General features: G+C 45.0%; 16 protein-coding genes (1 of these 16 cut by a window edge). 12 read left to right on the top strand and 4 right to left on the bottom strand.

Annotation, left to right across the window (positions count from 1 at the left end):
- A protein-coding gene (locus BN3795_RS04315; protein ID WP_068783505.1) for a BglG family transcription antiterminator crosses the window boundary here: on the bottom strand, positions 1-1,823 show its 5' portion. The gene continues 106 nt to the left of window position 1, outside the view; 1,823 of the gene's 1,929 nt are visible here — the first part of the coding sequence; the start codon lies at positions 1,821-1,823; its stop codon lies off the left edge, out of view.
- Between the two features lie 169 nt (positions 1,824-1,992).
- Between BN3795_RS04315 and BN3795_RS04310 the strand changes: the two genes are divergently transcribed.
- The 5 genes from BN3795_RS04310 to BN3795_RS04290 all read left to right on the top strand — a co-directional run bounded on the left by BN3795_RS04310 (position 1,993) and on the right by BN3795_RS04290 (position 6,197).
- The gene (locus BN3795_RS04310) at positions 1,993-2,310 is read left to right on the top strand and encodes a PTS sugar transporter subunit IIB (protein ID WP_068783504.1); all 318 of its coding nucleotides are present in this window, start codon (positions 1,993-1,995) and stop codon (positions 2,308-2,310) included.
- Between the two features lie 58 nt (positions 2,311-2,368).
- Positions 2,369-2,722, top strand: a complete 354-nt coding sequence (locus BN3795_RS04305) for a PTS lactose/cellobiose transporter subunit IIA (RefSeq protein ID WP_068783503.1) — start codon at positions 2,369-2,371, stop codon at positions 2,720-2,722.
- 109 nt (positions 2,723-2,831) lie between these two features.
- On the top strand, positions 2,832-4,457 hold the full coding sequence (locus tag BN3795_RS04300; RefSeq protein ID WP_198524646.1) for a PTS transporter subunit EIIC: 1,626 nt from the start codon (positions 2,832-2,834) through the stop codon (positions 4,455-4,457).
- Complete coding sequence (locus BN3795_RS04295) at positions 4,458-4,763, top strand: PTS lactose/cellobiose transporter subunit IIA (protein WP_068783502.1); 306 nt, start codon at positions 4,458-4,460, stop codon at positions 4,761-4,763.
- Between the two features lie 12 nt (positions 4,764-4,775).
- Positions 4,776-6,197 (top strand): family 1 glycosylhydrolase, encoded by a 1,422-nt coding sequence (locus BN3795_RS04290; RefSeq protein ID WP_068783501.1) that lies wholly within the window; start codon positions 4,776-4,778, stop codon positions 6,195-6,197.
- Positions 6,198-6,335: 138 nt separating this feature from the next.
- On the opposite strand, the gene BN3795_RS25450 is transcribed toward BN3795_RS04290, so the two are convergent.
- Entirely contained in the window at positions 6,336-6,491 is a 156-nt protein-coding gene (locus BN3795_RS25450; RefSeq protein ID WP_198524645.1) for a hypothetical protein, read from the bottom strand.
- Between the two features lie 200 nt (positions 6,492-6,691).
- Here BN3795_RS25450 and BN3795_RS04285 point away from each other — a divergent pair, with 200 nt between their 5' ends.
- The 7 genes from BN3795_RS04285 (at position 6,692) to BN3795_RS04255 (ending at position 16,663) form a co-directional block, all read left to right on the top strand.
- On the top strand, positions 6,692-8,500 hold the full coding sequence (locus tag BN3795_RS04285; RefSeq protein ID WP_068783500.1) for a cache domain-containing sensor histidine kinase: 1,809 nt from the start codon (positions 6,692-6,694) through the stop codon (positions 8,498-8,500).
- A gap of 3 nt (positions 8,501-8,503) precedes the next feature.
- Positions 8,504-10,135 (top strand): response regulator, encoded by a 1,632-nt coding sequence (locus BN3795_RS04280; protein WP_068783499.1) that lies wholly within the window; start codon positions 8,504-8,506, stop codon positions 10,133-10,135.
- A 172-nt stretch (positions 10,136-10,307) separates the two neighbouring features.
- Entirely contained in the window at positions 10,308-11,696 is a 1,389-nt protein-coding gene (locus BN3795_RS04275) for an ABC transporter substrate-binding protein (protein WP_068783498.1), read from the top strand.
- A gap of 106 nt (positions 11,697-11,802) precedes the next feature.
- Positions 11,803-12,705 (top strand): carbohydrate ABC transporter permease, encoded by a 903-nt coding sequence (locus BN3795_RS04270; RefSeq protein ID WP_068783497.1) that lies wholly within the window; start codon positions 11,803-11,805, stop codon positions 12,703-12,705.
- A gap of 14 nt (positions 12,706-12,719) precedes the next feature.
- The gene (locus tag BN3795_RS04265; protein WP_068783496.1) at positions 12,720-13,556 is read left to right on the top strand and encodes a carbohydrate ABC transporter permease; all 837 of its coding nucleotides are present in this window, start codon (positions 12,720-12,722) and stop codon (positions 13,554-13,556) included.
- A gap of 56 nt (positions 13,557-13,612) precedes the next feature.
- The gene (locus BN3795_RS04260) at positions 13,613-14,623 is read left to right on the top strand and encodes a glycoside hydrolase family 130 protein (RefSeq protein WP_068783495.1); all 1,011 of its coding nucleotides are present in this window, start codon (positions 13,613-13,615) and stop codon (positions 14,621-14,623) included.
- A gap of 81 nt (positions 14,624-14,704) precedes the next feature.
- Entirely contained in the window at positions 14,705-16,663 is a 1,959-nt protein-coding gene (locus tag BN3795_RS04255) for a carbohydrate-binding protein (RefSeq protein WP_110945004.1), read from the top strand.
- An 80-nt stretch (positions 16,664-16,743) separates the two neighbouring features.
- Here the strand turns inward: BN3795_RS04255 and BN3795_RS04250 are convergent, their stop codons facing one another.
- Positions 16,744-17,235, bottom strand: coding sequence for a hypothetical protein (locus BN3795_RS04250; RefSeq protein ID WP_068783494.1), 492 nt, complete (start codon positions 17,233-17,235; stop codon positions 16,744-16,746).
- Between the two features lies 1 nt (position 17,236).
- On the bottom strand, positions 17,237-18,157 hold the full coding sequence (locus BN3795_RS04245) for a hypothetical protein (protein WP_068783493.1): 921 nt from the start codon (positions 18,155-18,157) through the stop codon (positions 17,237-17,239).
- Positions 18,158-18,404: the final 247 nt, after the last annotated feature.

The raw sequence follows: 18,404 nt of genomic DNA, 5'->3' as shown, positions 1-18,404 counted from the left end.
TCGAAGATATCCTGAAAAGACTCTTTATCTTCTTCACAAATGGCGAGTAGTACTATGATATGGACCTCATAATTGCCCCACTTCATAGGTTTGTCATTGATGACCACAGATATTGAAGTTTCGTGTGCATTCTTATGAATGGAGTGGGGGATGGCCACATGATTGTTAAAAGCCGTTGATGACATCAATTCCCGCTCAATCACAGCTTTCGTATAGTCCTGTGGGACATAGTCAAAGGTAATAAGATCGCTGCACAAACGAGTAATCATTGTAATTTCATTCTCAGCATAATAGTTGCGGTGAAATAAGGAAGGCTTAAAAAACCGCTGCAAATATTGCTTAAGCTGCAAATACCCGTTATGCTTATCCAACTCCATAATGATCTTTCTTATTTTAGAGATATCCTCATTTTTTGGGAACGGATGAATCAAAATATATTTCCTTGCAAGAGAAGTAAGCGGCAACTCGATGGTAGAAATAACAAGCTGAGCTTCAAGCTGTTCTGGAATGGCATCCATATCCGTGAAAATATCAATCAATTGAATATCTTCTGCAAAATGCTTCTCCATAAACTGGATAGCTTGCAGATGCATATCATAATATTTGGGACAGATCAGCACGGCTGTGTATTTACGCTTATCCTGCAGTTTTCTTCTCTCAAAAAAAGCTCCCACATGAAAGGCAATAAAGGTAATCTCGTTTTCGTTTAATTTTAAATTCTCTTCTTTGAATAACTCATTAGAAATAAAAACAGCGATTTCATAAATGAATGGGTACGATGCTTTTACCATAGTATTCATCGGGTTGGGGGTGTATCGGTTGTGTTTGATTCTCTTCATTAAATTTTTCAGGTGAATCGTGAAATTAACGATAAAATCCTGGCTGTTCAGATCAATGGAGAAGTAAACAGATACTTGATTAACAATCTTCTTAACCAGATCAATTTCTCGGTGATCAATAAAATGGCCGAGATTATCTAGGGTAAGCGAATAATAATTAATTGTTTCCGTTTTGCTGATCAGCAATAGGGTCAAATAGTATTTCTCCGACGGATTCAGTGAAACCTTGAACAGCTTCTCAATTTCCGTAGCAATCTTGAATGTCTTCTGGTAATCTTCAGTTTCGGTCACTTCGACTGGCGGAAGACTGCCATTCATTTCATAGTTGTTGGTTACCCGCTGCAAAATGACTAGCAAGTGCAGAATAATACCATTGATAGTAAATCCGTTCACAGAAAATCCGTGCTGGTCCAAAAGAGCCTGTACCTTTTGCTTGATATGGCTTACATCATATTCGGGAAAATAGGTCTGAATGAATTCCGAATGGATGAAAGTACCGTCTGATTCATTGTAAATCAAATGGCGCATCAGCTTTCGCTTGTCCAATTCAATCCCGATGATACTGATGATCTGACCCACTCTCTTTAGGTTCAGGTTAAAGGGTTTTATGATTTTGCGGATAGTGTTGAGATCATTCTCAACTGTTGAATCACTAACATAATACTTCTCCATCACCTGTTCAAACCGAATGTTCCCCTTGGTGAGAAGTGTGTACAGAATATAATTAATCCGCCCTGTAGGCGTGTCAAAAAAAGTATCTGAAGCCGCTGTCTTCTGGATTTTTAGAGTGTTCATATTTATCCTGTATCCGTTATCAGAACTTTCAATCACAACATGTGGAGCACGCTTGTTATTAATAAACGATACGTAATTACGTATCGTTCTCGGCGTCACATTGAATTCTTTAGCAAGCTCCTTCGCGTGAATCCAGCGGTTATTTTGACTAAGGTAACGGAGGAATTTATCCTGGACTTCAATTCTCATGTGGTTCCTCCTTAAATATTATAAGAACTGTAATTATTATATCGTATGTAAGCGTTTAGCTCACGCCTTATCATTTTCCTGAGGCTAGGAAAATAACTTGGCTTGAATGCACAAACTGTAAATGTAATGATAGGGGGGCAAAAACATCACCTTACAGGAGGCAATAATCATGGCAACTATAAATGTATTGTTAATTTGTGGTTCTGGAGCGTCTAGCGGCTTTATGGCGAACAGTATCCGAAAGGCAGCCAAGAAAAGAGATCTCGATATTCAGGTTAAAGCGAGAAGCGACTCGGAATTAGAGCAGCACCTAGAGGGTACGGCTGTGGTTCTGGTAGGTCCCCATTTAAAATATATGGAAAAGGAACTTCAAGAAAGAGTAGCCAATTATGGAATTCAGGTAGCTATCATTGATCAAGCCATTTACGGACGGCTTGATGGCGACAAAGGTCTTGATTTGGTGTTGAAGTTACTTGAAACCAAGTGATTTAGGCTGTGTGAATAAAATCTTTGATAACCGAAATCTAAAATAGGAGTGTAACTTTATGTTGGAACAAGAAGATACTTTAGAAACTATTGCCATGACAATGATTTTACATGCAGGCAATAGCCGTGCTTTTCTTACGGAAGCTTTGGAACTGATTGAAACTGCAGATTTTGAAAAGGCGAAGCTTAAATTACAGGAAGCTAAAAAAGAGATCGTCTTCTCACACAAGGCGCAAACCAATCTCATACAAGCAGAAGCAGGTGGTGCAAAGCAGGAGACTTCCCTTCTATTCGCCCACGCCCAAGATACGATGATGACTGTCAAAAGCGAGTTAAACATTGCCAACCGACTGATTAAAATCTTTGCTGTCATTCATGAACGCTTGTTGAAACTTGAGAACAATCAAGATTAATTTAACGAGTATAATCCAATACAACTTAAATTGGACTTACAAAAACCTTCCGACATCACTTGCAATTTTAGGTTTATCCTTTAATTGTAAATAAAAAAGGGTGATAAAATTGAAAAAAGTATTACTTACTTGTGGTTCTGGAGCTTCAAGTGGGTTTATGGCACAACGAATGAGAAAAGCGGCTAAATCCCATTCAATTGAGATGGAGATAAAAGCTGTAAGTGAAGCAGAGTTGAAAGATCACATTAATTCATATGATATGGTTTTAGTAGGACCCCACTTGAAATATAAACTTGCCAGTATTCAAGAGATGGTAATTGGAAATAAAATTCCTGTTGAAATTATTCCTGAGGAAATTTATGGTAAGTTGGATGGAGAAGCATTATTAAAACTTACTCTAGAAGAACTAGATGGACAAAAGATAGACCATTCAAGTAACGAAACAGAAAATAAAGAAGAAATTAGTAGCAATGAGGTATCTGATGGTAAAGAAGAGCAAGCATCAGAGGAAAATCCATTTATGAGATGGATGATGGCTAGCTTTGTTCCTAAGATGAATAAGGTGACAAATAATAAATTTTTCAAAGCCATTCAGAATGCTATTTTATCCGCCATGCCGTTCATTATGGTAGGGTCCTTTGTATCAATTGTAGATATAGCGAGAAACTATTTAAGTTGGATACCCGATTTAAGTTTAATAAATAAATTTTCTTTTGGCTTGTTAGGATTGTATTTAGCATATTTAATTCCTCAGAAAGTTTTTGAAATTTATAAACTTCCTAAATTGCAAACAGCAGCGATATTAACGAGCTTATCAATGTTTCTGATGTTGGCGTTACCATCGTATTCAGAAGACGGAACTTTGTTACAAGTGTCAGTAGAGAAATTAGGAGCAGGCGGGATGCTTTTATCATTATTAATTGGTTGTGGAGTTTCTGCCATCATGCTTTTATTTTCTAAATTTTCCTTTTTTAAAAAAGATACCACTATGCCAGATGTCGTAGTAAATTGGACCGATACCTTGGTGCCGGTAGTTATTATATTTGCCCTTGGAACAGTAATTTATTCAGCTAACTTTGATATTTTTGAGGTTATTCAAAAAATATTTACACCTCTATTTTCTATTGCACAAACTTTACCTGGTATATTAATTGTAGCATTTTCTGTAGCATTTTTATACTCTTTTGGTATCAGTAGTTGGGCAGTATTCCCTATAGTTTGGGCGATTTGGATGGAAGGAATAGCAGATAATATTTCTATAGTATCGTCTGGCGGGAATGCAAGCAACTTGAATACAATGGAGTTTTTCCATGGATTTATCTATTTGGGGGGTGTCGGATGTACTCTGGTTCTAGTATTAATGTTGATGTTTGCTAAAAGTAAACAACTTCGTACTATGGGCAAGATTACAATAATTCCGAGTCTCTTTAATATAAATGAACCTGTTATTTTCGGTACTCCTGTAGCTTTTAATCCACTGCTTATGGTTCCGATGTGGATTGTTTCAATAGTGTTGCCCACAATCACATATTTCGCTTTTTCTTTGGATTTTGTGGCGATTCCCATTCATACTTTTCAAGTTTGGTACATGCCAATTGGGCTATTTGCTTATTTAGCTACAAATGATTGGAAAGCTATTATTTTAGTGATAATTAATTTGATTGTAGCAGGATTGATTTACTATCCTTTCTTCAAAGCGTACGATAAACAATTAATTTTAGAGGAGGAAAACTAAATGGATTTAGATTTAATAAACGAAAATGCAATGGAAATATTACTTCATGCAGGAGATGCTAGAGAATTAATTAGAAAAGCGGTTCAATTTCTTAAAGATGATGATGAGAATGCATTTGATTTAACGATGGATGAAGCCAACGGTAAACTGAACAAAGCGTATGTTATTCAAACAAAAGTAATTCAGACAACTATTGAGACTGAGAAAAATGAATACTCTATACTTTTTGCTCATGCGATGGATACTTTAATGGCAATAAAATCTGAATACGAGATTACAAACAATTTGACAAAATTATTAAAATAGGGAGTCGATAATATGAGTGATAAATTAGTCGATTTTTTATGGGGAGGAGCTATTGCTGCTCACCAATGTGAAGGAGCATGGCAAGAAGATGGGAAAGGTATCAGTGTTACAGACGTACTGACTATCGCTGAAAATGGAAAGCGATGGGTTAAGCCTGAATTTGATCAAAAAAAAATATATCCAAGTCACAAGGCAATTGATTTCTACCACACGTATAAAGAGGATATTCAATTGCTTTCTGAAATGGGATTCAAAAGTTTGCGATTATCAATTTCTTGGGGGAGGATTTTTCCAAAAGGAATAGAGGATACACCAAATGAAAAAGGGCTTGAATTTTATGATAGGGTCTTAGATGAATTGTTAAAATATAATATTGAACCAGTAATTACGATTAATCATAATGATATGCCTTATTATTTGGTAAGTGAATTTGGAGGTTGGAGAAGCAGGAAATTGATTGAGTATTTTGTCAAGTTTGGCACCACGGTTCTTGAAAGATACAAAGACAAGGTGAAATATTGGCAAACCTTTAATGAAATAGGAAATATCTTGGTTTATAATTATGAACTTTTACCGTTTATGTCAGCAGGGTTGGTTTTTAATAAAGATGAAAATCGGGAAGAAACAGTATACAATGCATTACATCATCAATTTGTAGCAAGCGCAAAAGTTATCAGCTTAGGTAGAAAGATCAATGCTAACTTTAAGTTTGGAACTATGAGTGCTTTCAATTTCTATTACGGATTTACTTCAGATCCGGAAGATCAATTGTTAACTCTTCAAAAAAATAAAGAGAAGTATTTTTGTTTTGATGTTCAGGCAAGGGGATATTATCCATCTTATATTGAAAAATACTGGATTTCTAATAAAATTAAAGTAGATATTCAAAATCAAGACTTAGAAATTTTAAAAGAAGGAATAGTAGATTTTATTGGATTTAGTTATTACACTACTTCGGTTGCTTCGAAAAATACTGAAAATGATGAGGAACAAACAACTATTGTTAAAGAAAATGAGAATCCACACTTGAAGTACACCGATTGGGGCTGGGCAATTGATCCTACAGGATTAAGGATAGCCATGAATTTGTTATATGAAAGATATCAGAAACCTGTGTTTATTGTTGAAAGTGGACTAGGAGCAGTTGACACTTTAGAAGATGGGAAAATTCATGATAATTATAGAATTGATTACTTAAGAAAGCATATTCAAGCTGTAAAAGATGCGGTTAATATTGATGGAGTGGATTGTCTAGGGTATTTAGCCTGGGGGCCAATAGATTTGATTAGTGCTTCAACAGGTGAAATGAGCAAGCGATACGGCTTTGTATATGTGGATTATGATAATGAATTGAAAGGAACAGGACAGAGAATTAAAAAAGATTCTTTTGAGTGGTATCAAAGAGTAATTGCCACTGATGGAGTCAATATCTAAGTTGTTATTACTTGTCTTAATCCTCTTTGAAGCAAAGAATTTTCAAAAAATAGCTAAAATTTAAAAAAACAATGCCGCAGTCGTATGACATGCTGCATTGTTTTTTGTATGAAGGAAAAGAAATTTCCCTTAAAAGTTTTAGATAACAACGAAGAGTATGCCTTTACCTTTAATCTTTTCAGGCATGGCAGATTCCCCGCCGCCATAATAAGTGAACACTGCGTTGCTGCCAGTATTCAGTTGGGGCAGGACTTCGTTCAACGCTCCCTGACCGTCACAAGCATAATTACTCAATCGCGCAGCTTCCCGTCAACCTGAGCCTTGATTAGTGAATTCGCACCCTGTTATGCGGAGGGCCCCCTGCCTATTGATAATAAGGGACGGAATCCGCTAAATAATCATGCCCCGTCTTGACGCCGGGCCGGAGCAGCCGTATGGTACAAGTGACAAGAACTGACAATCGTAGGGAGATACATGCTCAAGAAGGGGGAAATATGAATACATTCACAGCCTGTGGCCGGCAGCTCCGGCGGCAGATCGCCGGCAGGTATTACCGGATATCCATAAAACAGAGGATTCTGTTCTCGTTCATCGTGCTGATCACGCTGTCCATCACTGCAATGGGCAGCTTCTCGTATTGGATTGCCGCACAGGAGATCGAAGACAATGCTTACGCTGGCAGCCGGGAGACCGTAAGCAAAACTGCCCAACTGCTGGATTCCCGTCTAAATGATGTAGCGCTCTCTGTGCAGTCCCTGATGCTGAGCGATGCGTACCGCAAGATGATGCTCGATGTGTTCAGCCATGATGTGTCGAATTATTATGTACATCTGTCCGATCTGCAGTATGTCCTCTCGCAGGCAATGTTCAATCAACCGATTATTGAGAATGTGCTGATCGTTACCCCGATTGGCGATTTCTATCCCACAACGCAGATCCGGGTGCAGGACAACTCGTTCTACGGCTCGGAATTATATGATCTGAGTAAGGAGCAGCCGGGCGGCTACTGGGCCAAAGGACATTATGACCGGTTGTTCACAGGCGGCCAGCGGGTGGTCTCCTTCGTAGTCCGGGGAATCTATGAATACCCTTACACGCCGATCAGTAATGTATTTATTGTGGTCAATATCAGGGAGAGCCGGATAGATGAGCTGCTGAATAAAGGCGGTGAACAAGCAGGGAGAAATTATTATCTGGTGAACGGGGAAGGAGAAGCGGTGGTGGAGTCCCGCTGGCCGTTCCGGGGCATATTCCCTTGGAAGCCAGTGCTTGCCGAAGCCGGGAAAGCGGCCAATCCGCAGGATCATTACTACAGCTATAGCGGCAAGGAGTATCTGGTGAATTATGCAAGCTCAGCGGTATCCCCCGACTGGATCATCTCCGGCATGCAGTCGCGGGACCAGCTGCTGAGTAAGCTGCAGCGGGTGCAGCGCATCACCCTCTATGTCATCGTTGTTTTCCTGCTGGCGACCTGGTTGATTTCCAATAAGCTAACATCTGTACTGTTAAAGCCTCTCTTCAAGCTGCGGCGGCTGATGCGCAGAGTTGAAGAGAACCAGCTCAGTGTGGTGTATGAGAGCCGTTATGAGGACGAGATTGCTCAGGTCGGCTTTCAGTTCAATCGGATGATGTCGGAGATTAATACGCTGATCGCAGATGTGAAGGCGAAGGAGAAGGACAAGCGCCATGCAGAGATCCGTGCCCTTACGGCGCAGATGGAGCCGCACTTTCTGTACAATACGTTGAATACCATTTATTGCAAATCGGTCATGGGCGAAAATGACGATGTGAATGAGATGATCCTGTCGTTGTCGCAGATGTTCCAGATTGGGCTCAGCGGCGGCAAGGATCTGATTCCCCTGGCGGATGAGCTGTCCCACATGCGGCAGTATTTCGCCATTCAGCAGAAATGCTATGAAGGACTGTTTGAATACACGGTGACGGTAGAGGACGAGGCCCTGCTGTCCTGTCTGCTGCCGAAGATTATTCTGCAGCCGGTGGTGGAGAACAGCATTAAGCATGGATTCAGCGACCGGACCATAGGAGGCAGGATAGACATCACGGTCACCCGGGAGCAGGGGCTCCTGCATATTTGCATTACCGACAACGGACGGGGGCTTGATGTTGAACGGGTCAAGCAGGGGCTGGTCCGGGCTCCGCAGTCGAGGAAAGGTTATGCCCTGTTCAACATCAGGCACCGGCTGGCCCTGTATTACGGGGACGAAGCCCGTATGGACGTTGGCGGCGAACCAGGTAAGGGATCGCGGACGGATCTGTGGATTCCCGCAGAGGAGGAGAGTTGAAGGATGGACCAAAAGCTGGAGCCGGAAAGCTTCAAATTATGTGTAATCGACGATATCAAAAGTGTGGTGGAGATGGTCTCGCGCAAGCCGCCGTGGCAGGAGCACGGTATTGAGGTCACAGGTACGGCGCTTAACGGCGAAGCGGGCCTGCAGATCATCCGCGAGACCCGGCCGGACATTGTGCTGACGGATATCCGGATGCCAAGAATGGATGGCTTGCAGATGACCCGGGCGATACTGGAGATGCTGCCGGACTGCAAGATTATTATCCTCAGCGCTTACTCGGAGTTCTCCTATGCCCAGGAAGCCATCCGGCTGGGGGCGCTTGATTTCGTGAAGAAGCCCTTTTCCCTGGAGGAGATTGTGAATGCCGTGCTGAAAGCCAGGGAGCTGTGCCGGGAGGAGCGTCAGGAGACCGCCAGACTTGCTGTCATGGAGGCGAGAATCAGGGAAAGTCTCCCTATCCTCCGCCAGGAATATCTCACCTTCCTGCTGCACCATCAGACGACAGAAGCGGATGCCCGTTCCCGCTGGGCCTATCTTGATATCCCGCTGGACCAGCATGATTTCTTCGTGTTTGTCGCCGAGATCGATCATTTCGCGGAGAAGCTGGGCGGCCAGCCTGTGCAGGAGGTCGAGCTGCTAAGGTTCAGCCTGCACAATATTCTCGAAGAGACGATTTCCGCCTGGACCCGCGGCGTGATTATCCGGGAGGCGACAGACCGGTACGTCTGCATCATGAACGGCTCGGACCCGGAGACCGCCGCGCTGATTACGGAGGCCTGCTGCACGAATGTAAGCCGCTTCTCGCGTCATACCCTCTCTATTGGCGTGGGACTGGGCACGGCGGAGATTCAGGGACTGGGCACGGCGTACAGGCAGGCGCTTAACGCGCTGGGGTATCATTTCTACACCGGGGGCAACGGGGTATATCAATACAGCAATATCGAGAATAAACCTCTCTCGCTCCACAGCTATTCCGTCGCTGCCGAGCAGGAGCTGCTGTTCGCCCTGCGTTCCGGCAATTCCGCCAAAAGCCTGCAGGTGCTGGACCAGCTGTTCGCGCAGTTGCTGGACAGCGGGCTTCTGCCTGAGCCGCGTTATGTTGAAAGTGTCGGCTATGAGCTGAGCTCCAGGATCTGCCGGGTCCTGCTGGAGCAGTTCCCTTATGGGCAGGTGGAGCCGCTGGAACTCAGAATTGCTGCCATGAAGAACCAGGTGCATCCTTCCCTTCACGATATACGGGACCTGCTGTCCTGGCTCTGCCGGGAGGCCTGTGCGCTGGTGGAGCAAGCCCGTTCTCTGGAGTCCACGCGGATTATCCGTCAGGCCGTCGAATATATCCATAGTCATCTGGACACGGGGCTGTCGCTGGAGCAGATGGCGAAGCAGATTAACCTTAGCCAGGGGTATTTCTCCAATCTGTTCAAGAAGGCGCAGGGAATTTCGTTTCAGCAGTATGTGATGCATGAGAAGATGGAGAAGGCCAAGGCGATGCTGATCAGCGGCCGGCAGGTTCAGGAGATCGCCCAGGATCTCGGGTATGAGCACAGGCGCTATTTCAGCGAGGTGTTCAAGAAATATACCGGCATGACCCCGTCCGAGTTCAAATTGGATTATCTTGGAAAAGAATAGGAATCCGCAGGGGAGGGATTTCCGCAGGGCGGAAATTGCCTCCCTTCTCTGTATCCAACTCCTGCAGAAATCTGCCCTTAATGTGGGCTTACCCGCCTTATCTGGATGCACCTATCGAACTATAATCAGGTTGTAAGCGAATACAGCAGGGATATATAAGGGGGCACTACCAATGATGAAGCGTATGTTAATGACATCTCTGAGCCTGGTCCTGGCACTTGGCTTGGCGGCCTGCGGCAGCGGTAGCAGTGGCGGGGGCAATGCGGCTGAAGGCAAGGGAGAAGGGGCGACTGGCGGTTCGGGGGAAAAAACGAAAATCAGCTACTGGACAGGCGACCGCCACGATGCGGATTTCGTGAAGGAGAAGGTAGCCGAGTTCAACGCTACTAATCCCGACGGGATTGAGGTGGAGCTGGTCGTCAAGGGCGACGACTTCGATACCGCGCTCGATCTGTCCTTCCAGACCTCCGATGCACCGGATGTGATCCGGGTGAAGGAGAATACCATCCAGACCTTCTACAAAAAAGGCTTTCTCGCTCCGATTGACGAGTTCCTGAACGATGAGCTGAAGGCGAAATTCCCGGCCATGCCGGATCTGAATGAATTCGACGGCAAGCGTTACAGTCTGCCGAACTATGGAACGACCATGCGTCTGGTGTACAACAAGGATCTGTTCGCCAAAGCGGGCATTGAACATCCGCCGACTACCCTGCAGGAGCTGGTGGATACCGCCAAGAAATTGACAGAAGCCGGCAAAGCGGACGGCGCTTACGGCTTCGCCCTTAATTTCAAGAGCCCCGGCAGTGCGTTCGGACGTTCGGCACGGGTGGTTGCGGAGATGAGCGGCTATGGCGGCTTCGGGTATGATTTCAAGACAGCCCGATACGACTTCAGCGGCTTCGAACCGATCATCAATGCCTTTAAGCAGATCAGGGACGACGGCAGCATGCTGCCGGGTGTAGAATCGCTGGATATTGATCCGCTGCGGGCGCAGTTTGCGGAAGGCAAGATCGGAATGTATATGTCCTACTCCTCAGAGCCTGGCGTTTACAAGAATCAGTTCCCGGCCAAGATTGACTGGGCGGCCGCTCCGGTTCCTACCATCGACGGCACCGTGAAGGGGGCTTCCGGCTTCCTCGGTGGCCAATGGCTGGCGCTGAGCTCGAAATCAGAGCATAAAGAAGCAGCCTGGAAGTTCATGGAGTTCATGTACGGCGATCAGGTGCTGACGGATTATCAGGAAAAAGGCTTCGGCATCTCCATGGTTCCGTCCATCAGCGCAGCAGCCAAGACACCGGATGTGAACGGCATCGAAGGCTTCCTGCCGAACAAGTACGATGGAGTGTGGCCGGTCTATCCGTCTGTAGCACCGGAAGGAATGAAATCGGATGACGCCTTCTTCAAATATATGCTGAACGGCGGCGACCTGAAGGCGGTTATCGCTGATCTGAACAAACGCTATAATGCCGCACTGGACAGTGTGATTACGAATGACGGCGTGAAGGCCGAGCCGGATGCCAGCTTTGATCCCGCCGCTCTGGGCGGCATGTTCGCCAAGTAGACAGAAGGTTAGGGATAGGGATATAGGCCGGGATAGCGGGGGATGAGGGAGCAACTCCCTCATCCCTCTGCTCTGGTCGTAAAGGAAAGGAGCCGGAAGAAACCAGATGAACAAAACGAAACATGCCTTGTTTTCATACAGTTTTATCTTTCCAAGTGCCTTGCTCACGTTGGTTCTCGGGATTTACCCGATTGCCTGGGCGTTCCGCTATATGTTCTATGATTACAAAGGGTTCGGAACGGCGCGGTTTATCGGTCTGGCCAATTTCAGCCGCATTCTGAAGGACACCCAGTTCTGGGATTCGGTGGTGAATACCTTTGTCTATGCTGGCGGCAAGCTGCTGATCACCATTCCGCTGGCCCTGCTGCTGGCAGTCATATTGAACCGGGGGCTGCGGGGCAGACAACTGCTGCGGGGGATTTTCTTCATGCCGACCGTCATCAGTACCGCTGTAATGGCCGTAGTCTTCTTTACGATTTTCAACTCATATAACGGGATTCTCAACCAGTTCCTGATCCGCCTGGGCCTCTCCGATTCCGGTGTGGACTGGCTGGGGCCGAAATATGCCATGCTCACCGTCATTCTGGTTGCGGCCTGGGGGGCGGTCGGCAATTATATGCTGCTCTTCCTCGCCGGTCTGCAGAATATTCCGGAGGATGTGTATGAGGCGTCTTCCCTGGACGGGGCAGGGAAAATTCAGCAGTTCCGCTATGTCACCCTGCCGATGCTCGGGCCAGTCATGCAGATGGTTATTATGCTGGCGATCATTACAGCCCTGAAGGGTTACGAGAGCATCATGGTACTGACTGAAGGCGGTCCTGTAGGCAAGACGGAGGTCATGTTCCTGTATTTGTACAAATTATTTTTCCCTGTCGGCGGGGGCAGCGCGGCGGTTCAGGTCCAGGAGTTCGGATACGGCAGTGCGGTTGCCTTTGTGTCTGCGGTCATTGTAGGGATGATCTCACTCATTTATTTCTACGCATCTAGACGCATGAATCAGACCGATTGAGGAGAGAGGCTATTATGAGACTAAGAACCATACCGGGCAAAATCATCCTGTGGACTTTTTTGCTGGCTGTTGCTTTTATCACCCTGATTCCGGTCGTGATCACCATCCTGGGCTCCTTCAAGACGAATGCTGAGCTTACTGCGGGAGCGACCTTCCTGCCGAAGAGTTGGCACTTCTCGAACTATGCCGAAGCCTGGGAGCAGGCCAATTTCTCCAGGTATACCCTGAACAGCCTGATTGTCTCCCTGGCGACAGTGGTCGGCACGCTGCTGGTTTCATCCATGGCGGCTTATGTGGTGGACCGGATGGATTTTGCCGGCAAAAAATTGTATATCGGACTGCAATCCTTCACCATGTTCGTGGCTGTAGGGGCGGTTGTGCTGCGTCCGCAGTTCGATCTGATGGTTAAGCTTCATCTGCACAGCAGCTTGTGGGGCGTTATATTGATTCTGATCTCCGCCCATGCTTCGATCTTCTTCATTCTCTCCAGCTTCATGAAGGGGATTCCCCGCGAGCTGGACGAGGCGGCGCTGATGGACGGCAGCTCTCCCGGCCGGACCTTCTGGCGGATCATTCTGCCGCTGCTCGGACCCGGACTTGGCGTAGGTGCCCTGTTCACCTTCCGCGGCGCGTGGAATGAATATCTGCTGCCGCTCGTGTTCACGATGACGAAGCCGGAGCTGCAGACGCTGACCGTCGGGCTGGCGAACCTGAAATACGGGATTTCGGCCGCTTCTCAGACCCACTATATGATGGCGGGCGCCTGCTTGTCCATTCTGCCGATTCTCGTGGCCTATCTGTTCGCCAACAAATCCTTCATGCAGATGACGGCCGGTTCCCTCAAAGGGTAGCGGTCCGGCCCTGCGCAACCCATATTCCATATTTAACATTCAAGGAGGTACATCCCATGGCTCAACACGTTCCGGCGATTCTGCAATCCGCCCCGTTCATCCGGCGGTATCCGGGCAATCCGGTGCTGGATGCAACGAAGGTTCCTTACCCCACCGCACTGGTATTCAATGCCGGTGTAACGAAATTTAACGGCAAGTATGTGATGATCTTCCGTAATGATTACGGCTCACTGGTCGATCAGACGCTTGAGCCGCACCACACCACGGATCTCGGCATTGCTTACAGTGACGATGGGCTGAGCTGGACCGCCGGCCCGAAGCCAGTGTTCAAAATGCATGATGAGGAAATTATCCGCGCCTACGACCCGCGCTTGACCGTGATCGGCGACCGTTGTTATATGTGTTTTGCCGTGGATACGCACCATGGCATCCGCGGCGGAATTGCCGTTACCGATGATCTGGAGCACTTCGAGGTGCTCAGCCTGTCTACACCGGACCTGCGCAATATGGTACTGTTTCCCGAATTGATCGGCGGCAAGTATGTCCGGCTGGAGCGTCCCTTCACGGTATACAGCCGCGGCGGCCGGGATCGCTTCGATGCCTGGATCTCCGAGTCGCCGGACCTTGCGCATTGGGGCAACTCCAGCCTACTGCTCGCCGTTGAGCAGGTGCCGTTTGCCAATGACAAGGTCGGCCCGGCCGCACCTCCGGTCCGGACGGATAAGGGCTGGCTGACCACTTTCCACGCGGTGGATGTGGACCCGGCCAGAGGCAAGCACGGTTGGGAGGACACCTGGAAGAAGCGCTATACCGCTGGAATTATGCTGCTTGATCTGGAGGACCCCCGCAAGGTGATCGGCATAAGCAGGCAGCCGCTGCTGGCACCGGAGGCAGACTATGAGATTGACGGGGGCTTCCGCAATCATGTGATTTTTCCGGGAGGGATGATTCTGGAGGATGACGGCGAGGTCAAGATCTATTACGGCTCTGCGGATACGGTGGAATGTCTGGCAACGGCCCATGTGGACGATCTGCTAAGGCTCTGTCTGGAGCCGGAGCAGAGATAAGTTTGGAAGCAGGCTGAGGGTGGAAATGTGGCGTAACTGATGACAGAGTATTTTATGAAAATGTGAAAGAGGTGTTTATTTATGCTAAAAAAGTTGAGGTTATTAAGTTTGATTGGTTGTATGCTCGTCAGTATTTTAGCAATCGTTCCTTTGACAGCAAGCGCGGCGGGTACAGTTGTAAGCTATCCGTTACCGTCGATCTATACCACGACCAGTCAATACACGGTAACAGCAGACTCTACCCATATACCGGTCATCGACACTTCGGAGGTATTTGTAAACTATAATTATTGCAATTTCTCTTTTTCAGGTACGACTACCATCACAATTACGGCAAGCGAGCCAATCCATACCTATAATATTTCTCCCAAAGCTTTGGAAATCCCTGCAACAAAGAGCGGAAATACCCTTACCTTTACACTTTCATCACCAACCTATCTTATCGTTAAGATCAATAACCTGAAAGATCTGGTTATTGCGGCAGATGCTCTTGAAACCAATGTTCCGGCTTCATCCGGTACAGGGATATACAATGTTAAAACCGGGTACGGCGCTGACAGTACCGGTGCTACTTTGGCTACGACTGCAATTCAAAACGCCATCAATGCGGCTAACGCAGCAGGTGGCGGTATCGTATACGTTCCAGCCGGAGTTTACAAGAGCGGAAACCTTGTTCTAAAAAGCAATGTTTCGGTTTATCTGGAGGGTGGTTCTGTTATAAGGGGTTCAGGAAATCCAAGCGATTACACGACTCATTTCCATAAGAATTCTCTGAAAAAGGATGGAACATGGTTTATTTATACCGAAACCAATGCAAACAATATTAAGATATACGGCAGGGGAACTATTGACGGCAATGGCCATTATATGAGGAATACAAACAATTATTTGAACAATATTCTTGTACCCTTGCAGTGCAGCAACTTCACGGTTGACGGCATAACCCTAAGAGACAGCGGTGGCTGGGCTACAATCGTTACAAGATCTAATAACGTAACCTTCCAGAATACCAAGCACTTCAACAACAATGAACTTGATTATGAAAATGATGCAATAGACATTCAAGAGAGCCAGAATGTACTCATAAAGCACACGGTAGCCGTATCGGAGGATGACACCTACTCATTTAAGACCTGGGATGTAGCAACTACGGATATAGCTGCAAACTGGCCGGGAAGTCCTGAAAACCAGTCAAATGTAGTTGTAGATGATGCTTTGGCTTGGAGCAGATGTGGAGCATTCAAGGTTGGAGATGGAGTGAAACAGCTTCAGGATGGCATCGTTGTTAAAAACTCTTATGTATACAGAAGCTGGCGCGCTTTAGCGGTAGGTCATCTTTATGGGACTCCGGCAGCACAAAACATCATATTTGACAATATAGATGTAGAAGGCTTCTGGCCAAGATCCGGTGTTCACTCCAGATGGTTTGATCTTTCTGCAAAAACCGGTCCGATCAAAAATGTGGTCTATAATAATATCAATTTACGCGCTTTAGGTGAAGTTTCCATAATGAAGGGTTGGAGTGACACATCTACTGTCTCCGGAGTTACAATCAACAATGTTCGCGTCGGTGGAGTTCCGGCAACTACATTGGCAGAATTGAAAATAACAGATACGAACAGCTATGCTGCAGCTCCCAAATTCAACACCTTGAAATTTGAAGCGGAAGGCTATAACCTTAGCTCAGGTGTTATACACTATGAGGCAAGCACTGATGGCGGGCTGGATGTTGGCGGAGGGAGTAATGGCGACTATATCGCATTTAAAAATGTAGACTTTGGCAGTACAGCTAAAACAAGTATTGATTTGAAGGTTGCATCCGCTAATTCCGGCGGAAGGATCGAATTCCACTTGGACAGTCCTACAGGCACTATGCTGGGTTATTGGACGGCAGAAAGCACAGGCGGATGGCAGAAATGGTCCGTTAAGAATATCCCGCTTAATGCCGGGACAGCTGTAGGAACCCATACGGTATATGTTACTTTTGTTAAGTCAGATTCAACCACAGTCGCCAATTTAACTTGGTTCCAGTTCAAATAGAATGGAAATGGTTTGATTTAATTGAAATAAGAATGAAGAGGTATATCAAATGATATGCCTCTTCATTCAGCTAAAGTTTATTAAGATTTAAACCATAGTGGATTTTGCTTTTTTTCCTCATACAAAGCGTTTATTTCATTAAACCATTTCGTTTTACTTCCTCCGAAAACTAAAGTGTTGGAATCTTTATTATTAAACCCTTTATTTACTTGAACACGCCCTGTGGAGAAAATTCTGTACTCTAGAGTTAAATTACGATCTGAAATAAACTCAATTTGGATTTCAAACATGTCTTTCGCATTAGCTTTCACAGGCCCTGTGTTAGGAAATAATTTAATAACTGTCCTGTCATTTAAGAGACCAATAACTTCAGCTATTTCATGCTCATCCGTTGTTCTAATAGATTGAATAGTTGACCCTATACCAGGTTGATAATGAATTAATTCTACATCTGCTGCCTTAATGTGTTCATGTTTGTAATAAGAATTAACATACATAAACCCACTGTATGGGACATAACCTAATAGCCCAATAACAAAAATAATTAGTATTATGATAATTTTTCTTTTCATATTAAATTGAATTGAAAGTTACCCCTCCATAGGTGAAATTAGAATAAACTTCAACAGTTCCACCGTTAACATAACTTAAGTAGGCCGCTTTGTCCGGTGTGTCATAATTTTTTGATTTACTTGTAGTCAGGGTCGAATCCTTACCAGCGATGTCATTGAAACCAGGTATTTTAAGTACATTTTGGAAATGCCATATATCATATTCAGTGTGAGATCCAAAAGACCAGGCATCATTTATACCATTATTCGTCCATATATAGGTCATTTTTACAACTTTACTTTCAACTAAAGATGCTTGAAATCTGGTTGTGCTGTTTGCAGGAACATTGGATGGTATCCCTGCTGTAAAGATACTTGCAGCAGTCCAATATCCTCCTGCATAAGTAGTCCCAACGGCGTCAATTATAGCTCGTATACTTACATTTAAAGTTGTCTTTAAATAATCTGACCACTTATCTTTTGTTGTTTCTTTTATAGTTTTCCAATCGGAATTATTATAGTAATTTATTGTTTCTTCATAGTATTTTCTGTTACCGTAACCATCATAAGTTCTTGTGCTAGAAGCTAATGGAGTGATTAATTGACCTGAGGTCTCAACCGGTACATATAGACCAATTCCTCCAGAAGAAATTTCACCATTTTGGCATTTTTCAACGTATTCACGAATGTTCTTAGCCGTCTCTGGTTGCAATTTATACTTACTAATATTAAATTCTACGTCTTCACTATCATACGGATTAATAGTGACTTTCTGTAATGGGACCTTAGATTGACTCATAACAATGTTATCAGTCATAGAGATTTGTTGTTCACGCAACTGATTATTTTTATTTAGATCGCTTGCTGGAGATGCGTAAGAAACATTTATTCCAGCATATACAAAGATCGAACAAGCTAACATTATAGATAAGATTTTTTTCATGATATTCTCCCTCTAAATTATATTTTTGTTCGAGGAATTATTCATAGGAGTTTATGTGGATTGAAGGCTGGCCAGCTTCAATAGACACCTTAAGCTAAAACTAAGTGTTAGTTTTAGCTTGATACGAATAAAAGAATATTTCGTAGAGTTCTTTTACAGAATACTGCAAAATACATAATTTTACAACCCATTATTTGTTATTATATCCACATAACTCTATACCAGGCGTTTAGGACCGCATTCCAGT

The organism is Paenibacillus phocaeensis (genome assembly GCF_900021165.1).
In the GTDB taxonomy this organism is placed as follows: domain Bacteria; phylum Bacillota; class Bacilli; order Paenibacillales; family Paenibacillaceae; genus Fontibacillus; species Fontibacillus phocaensis.
Note: the sequence above shows the minus strand (reverse complement) of the source record. Positions and strands in the feature narration are given on the sequence as shown.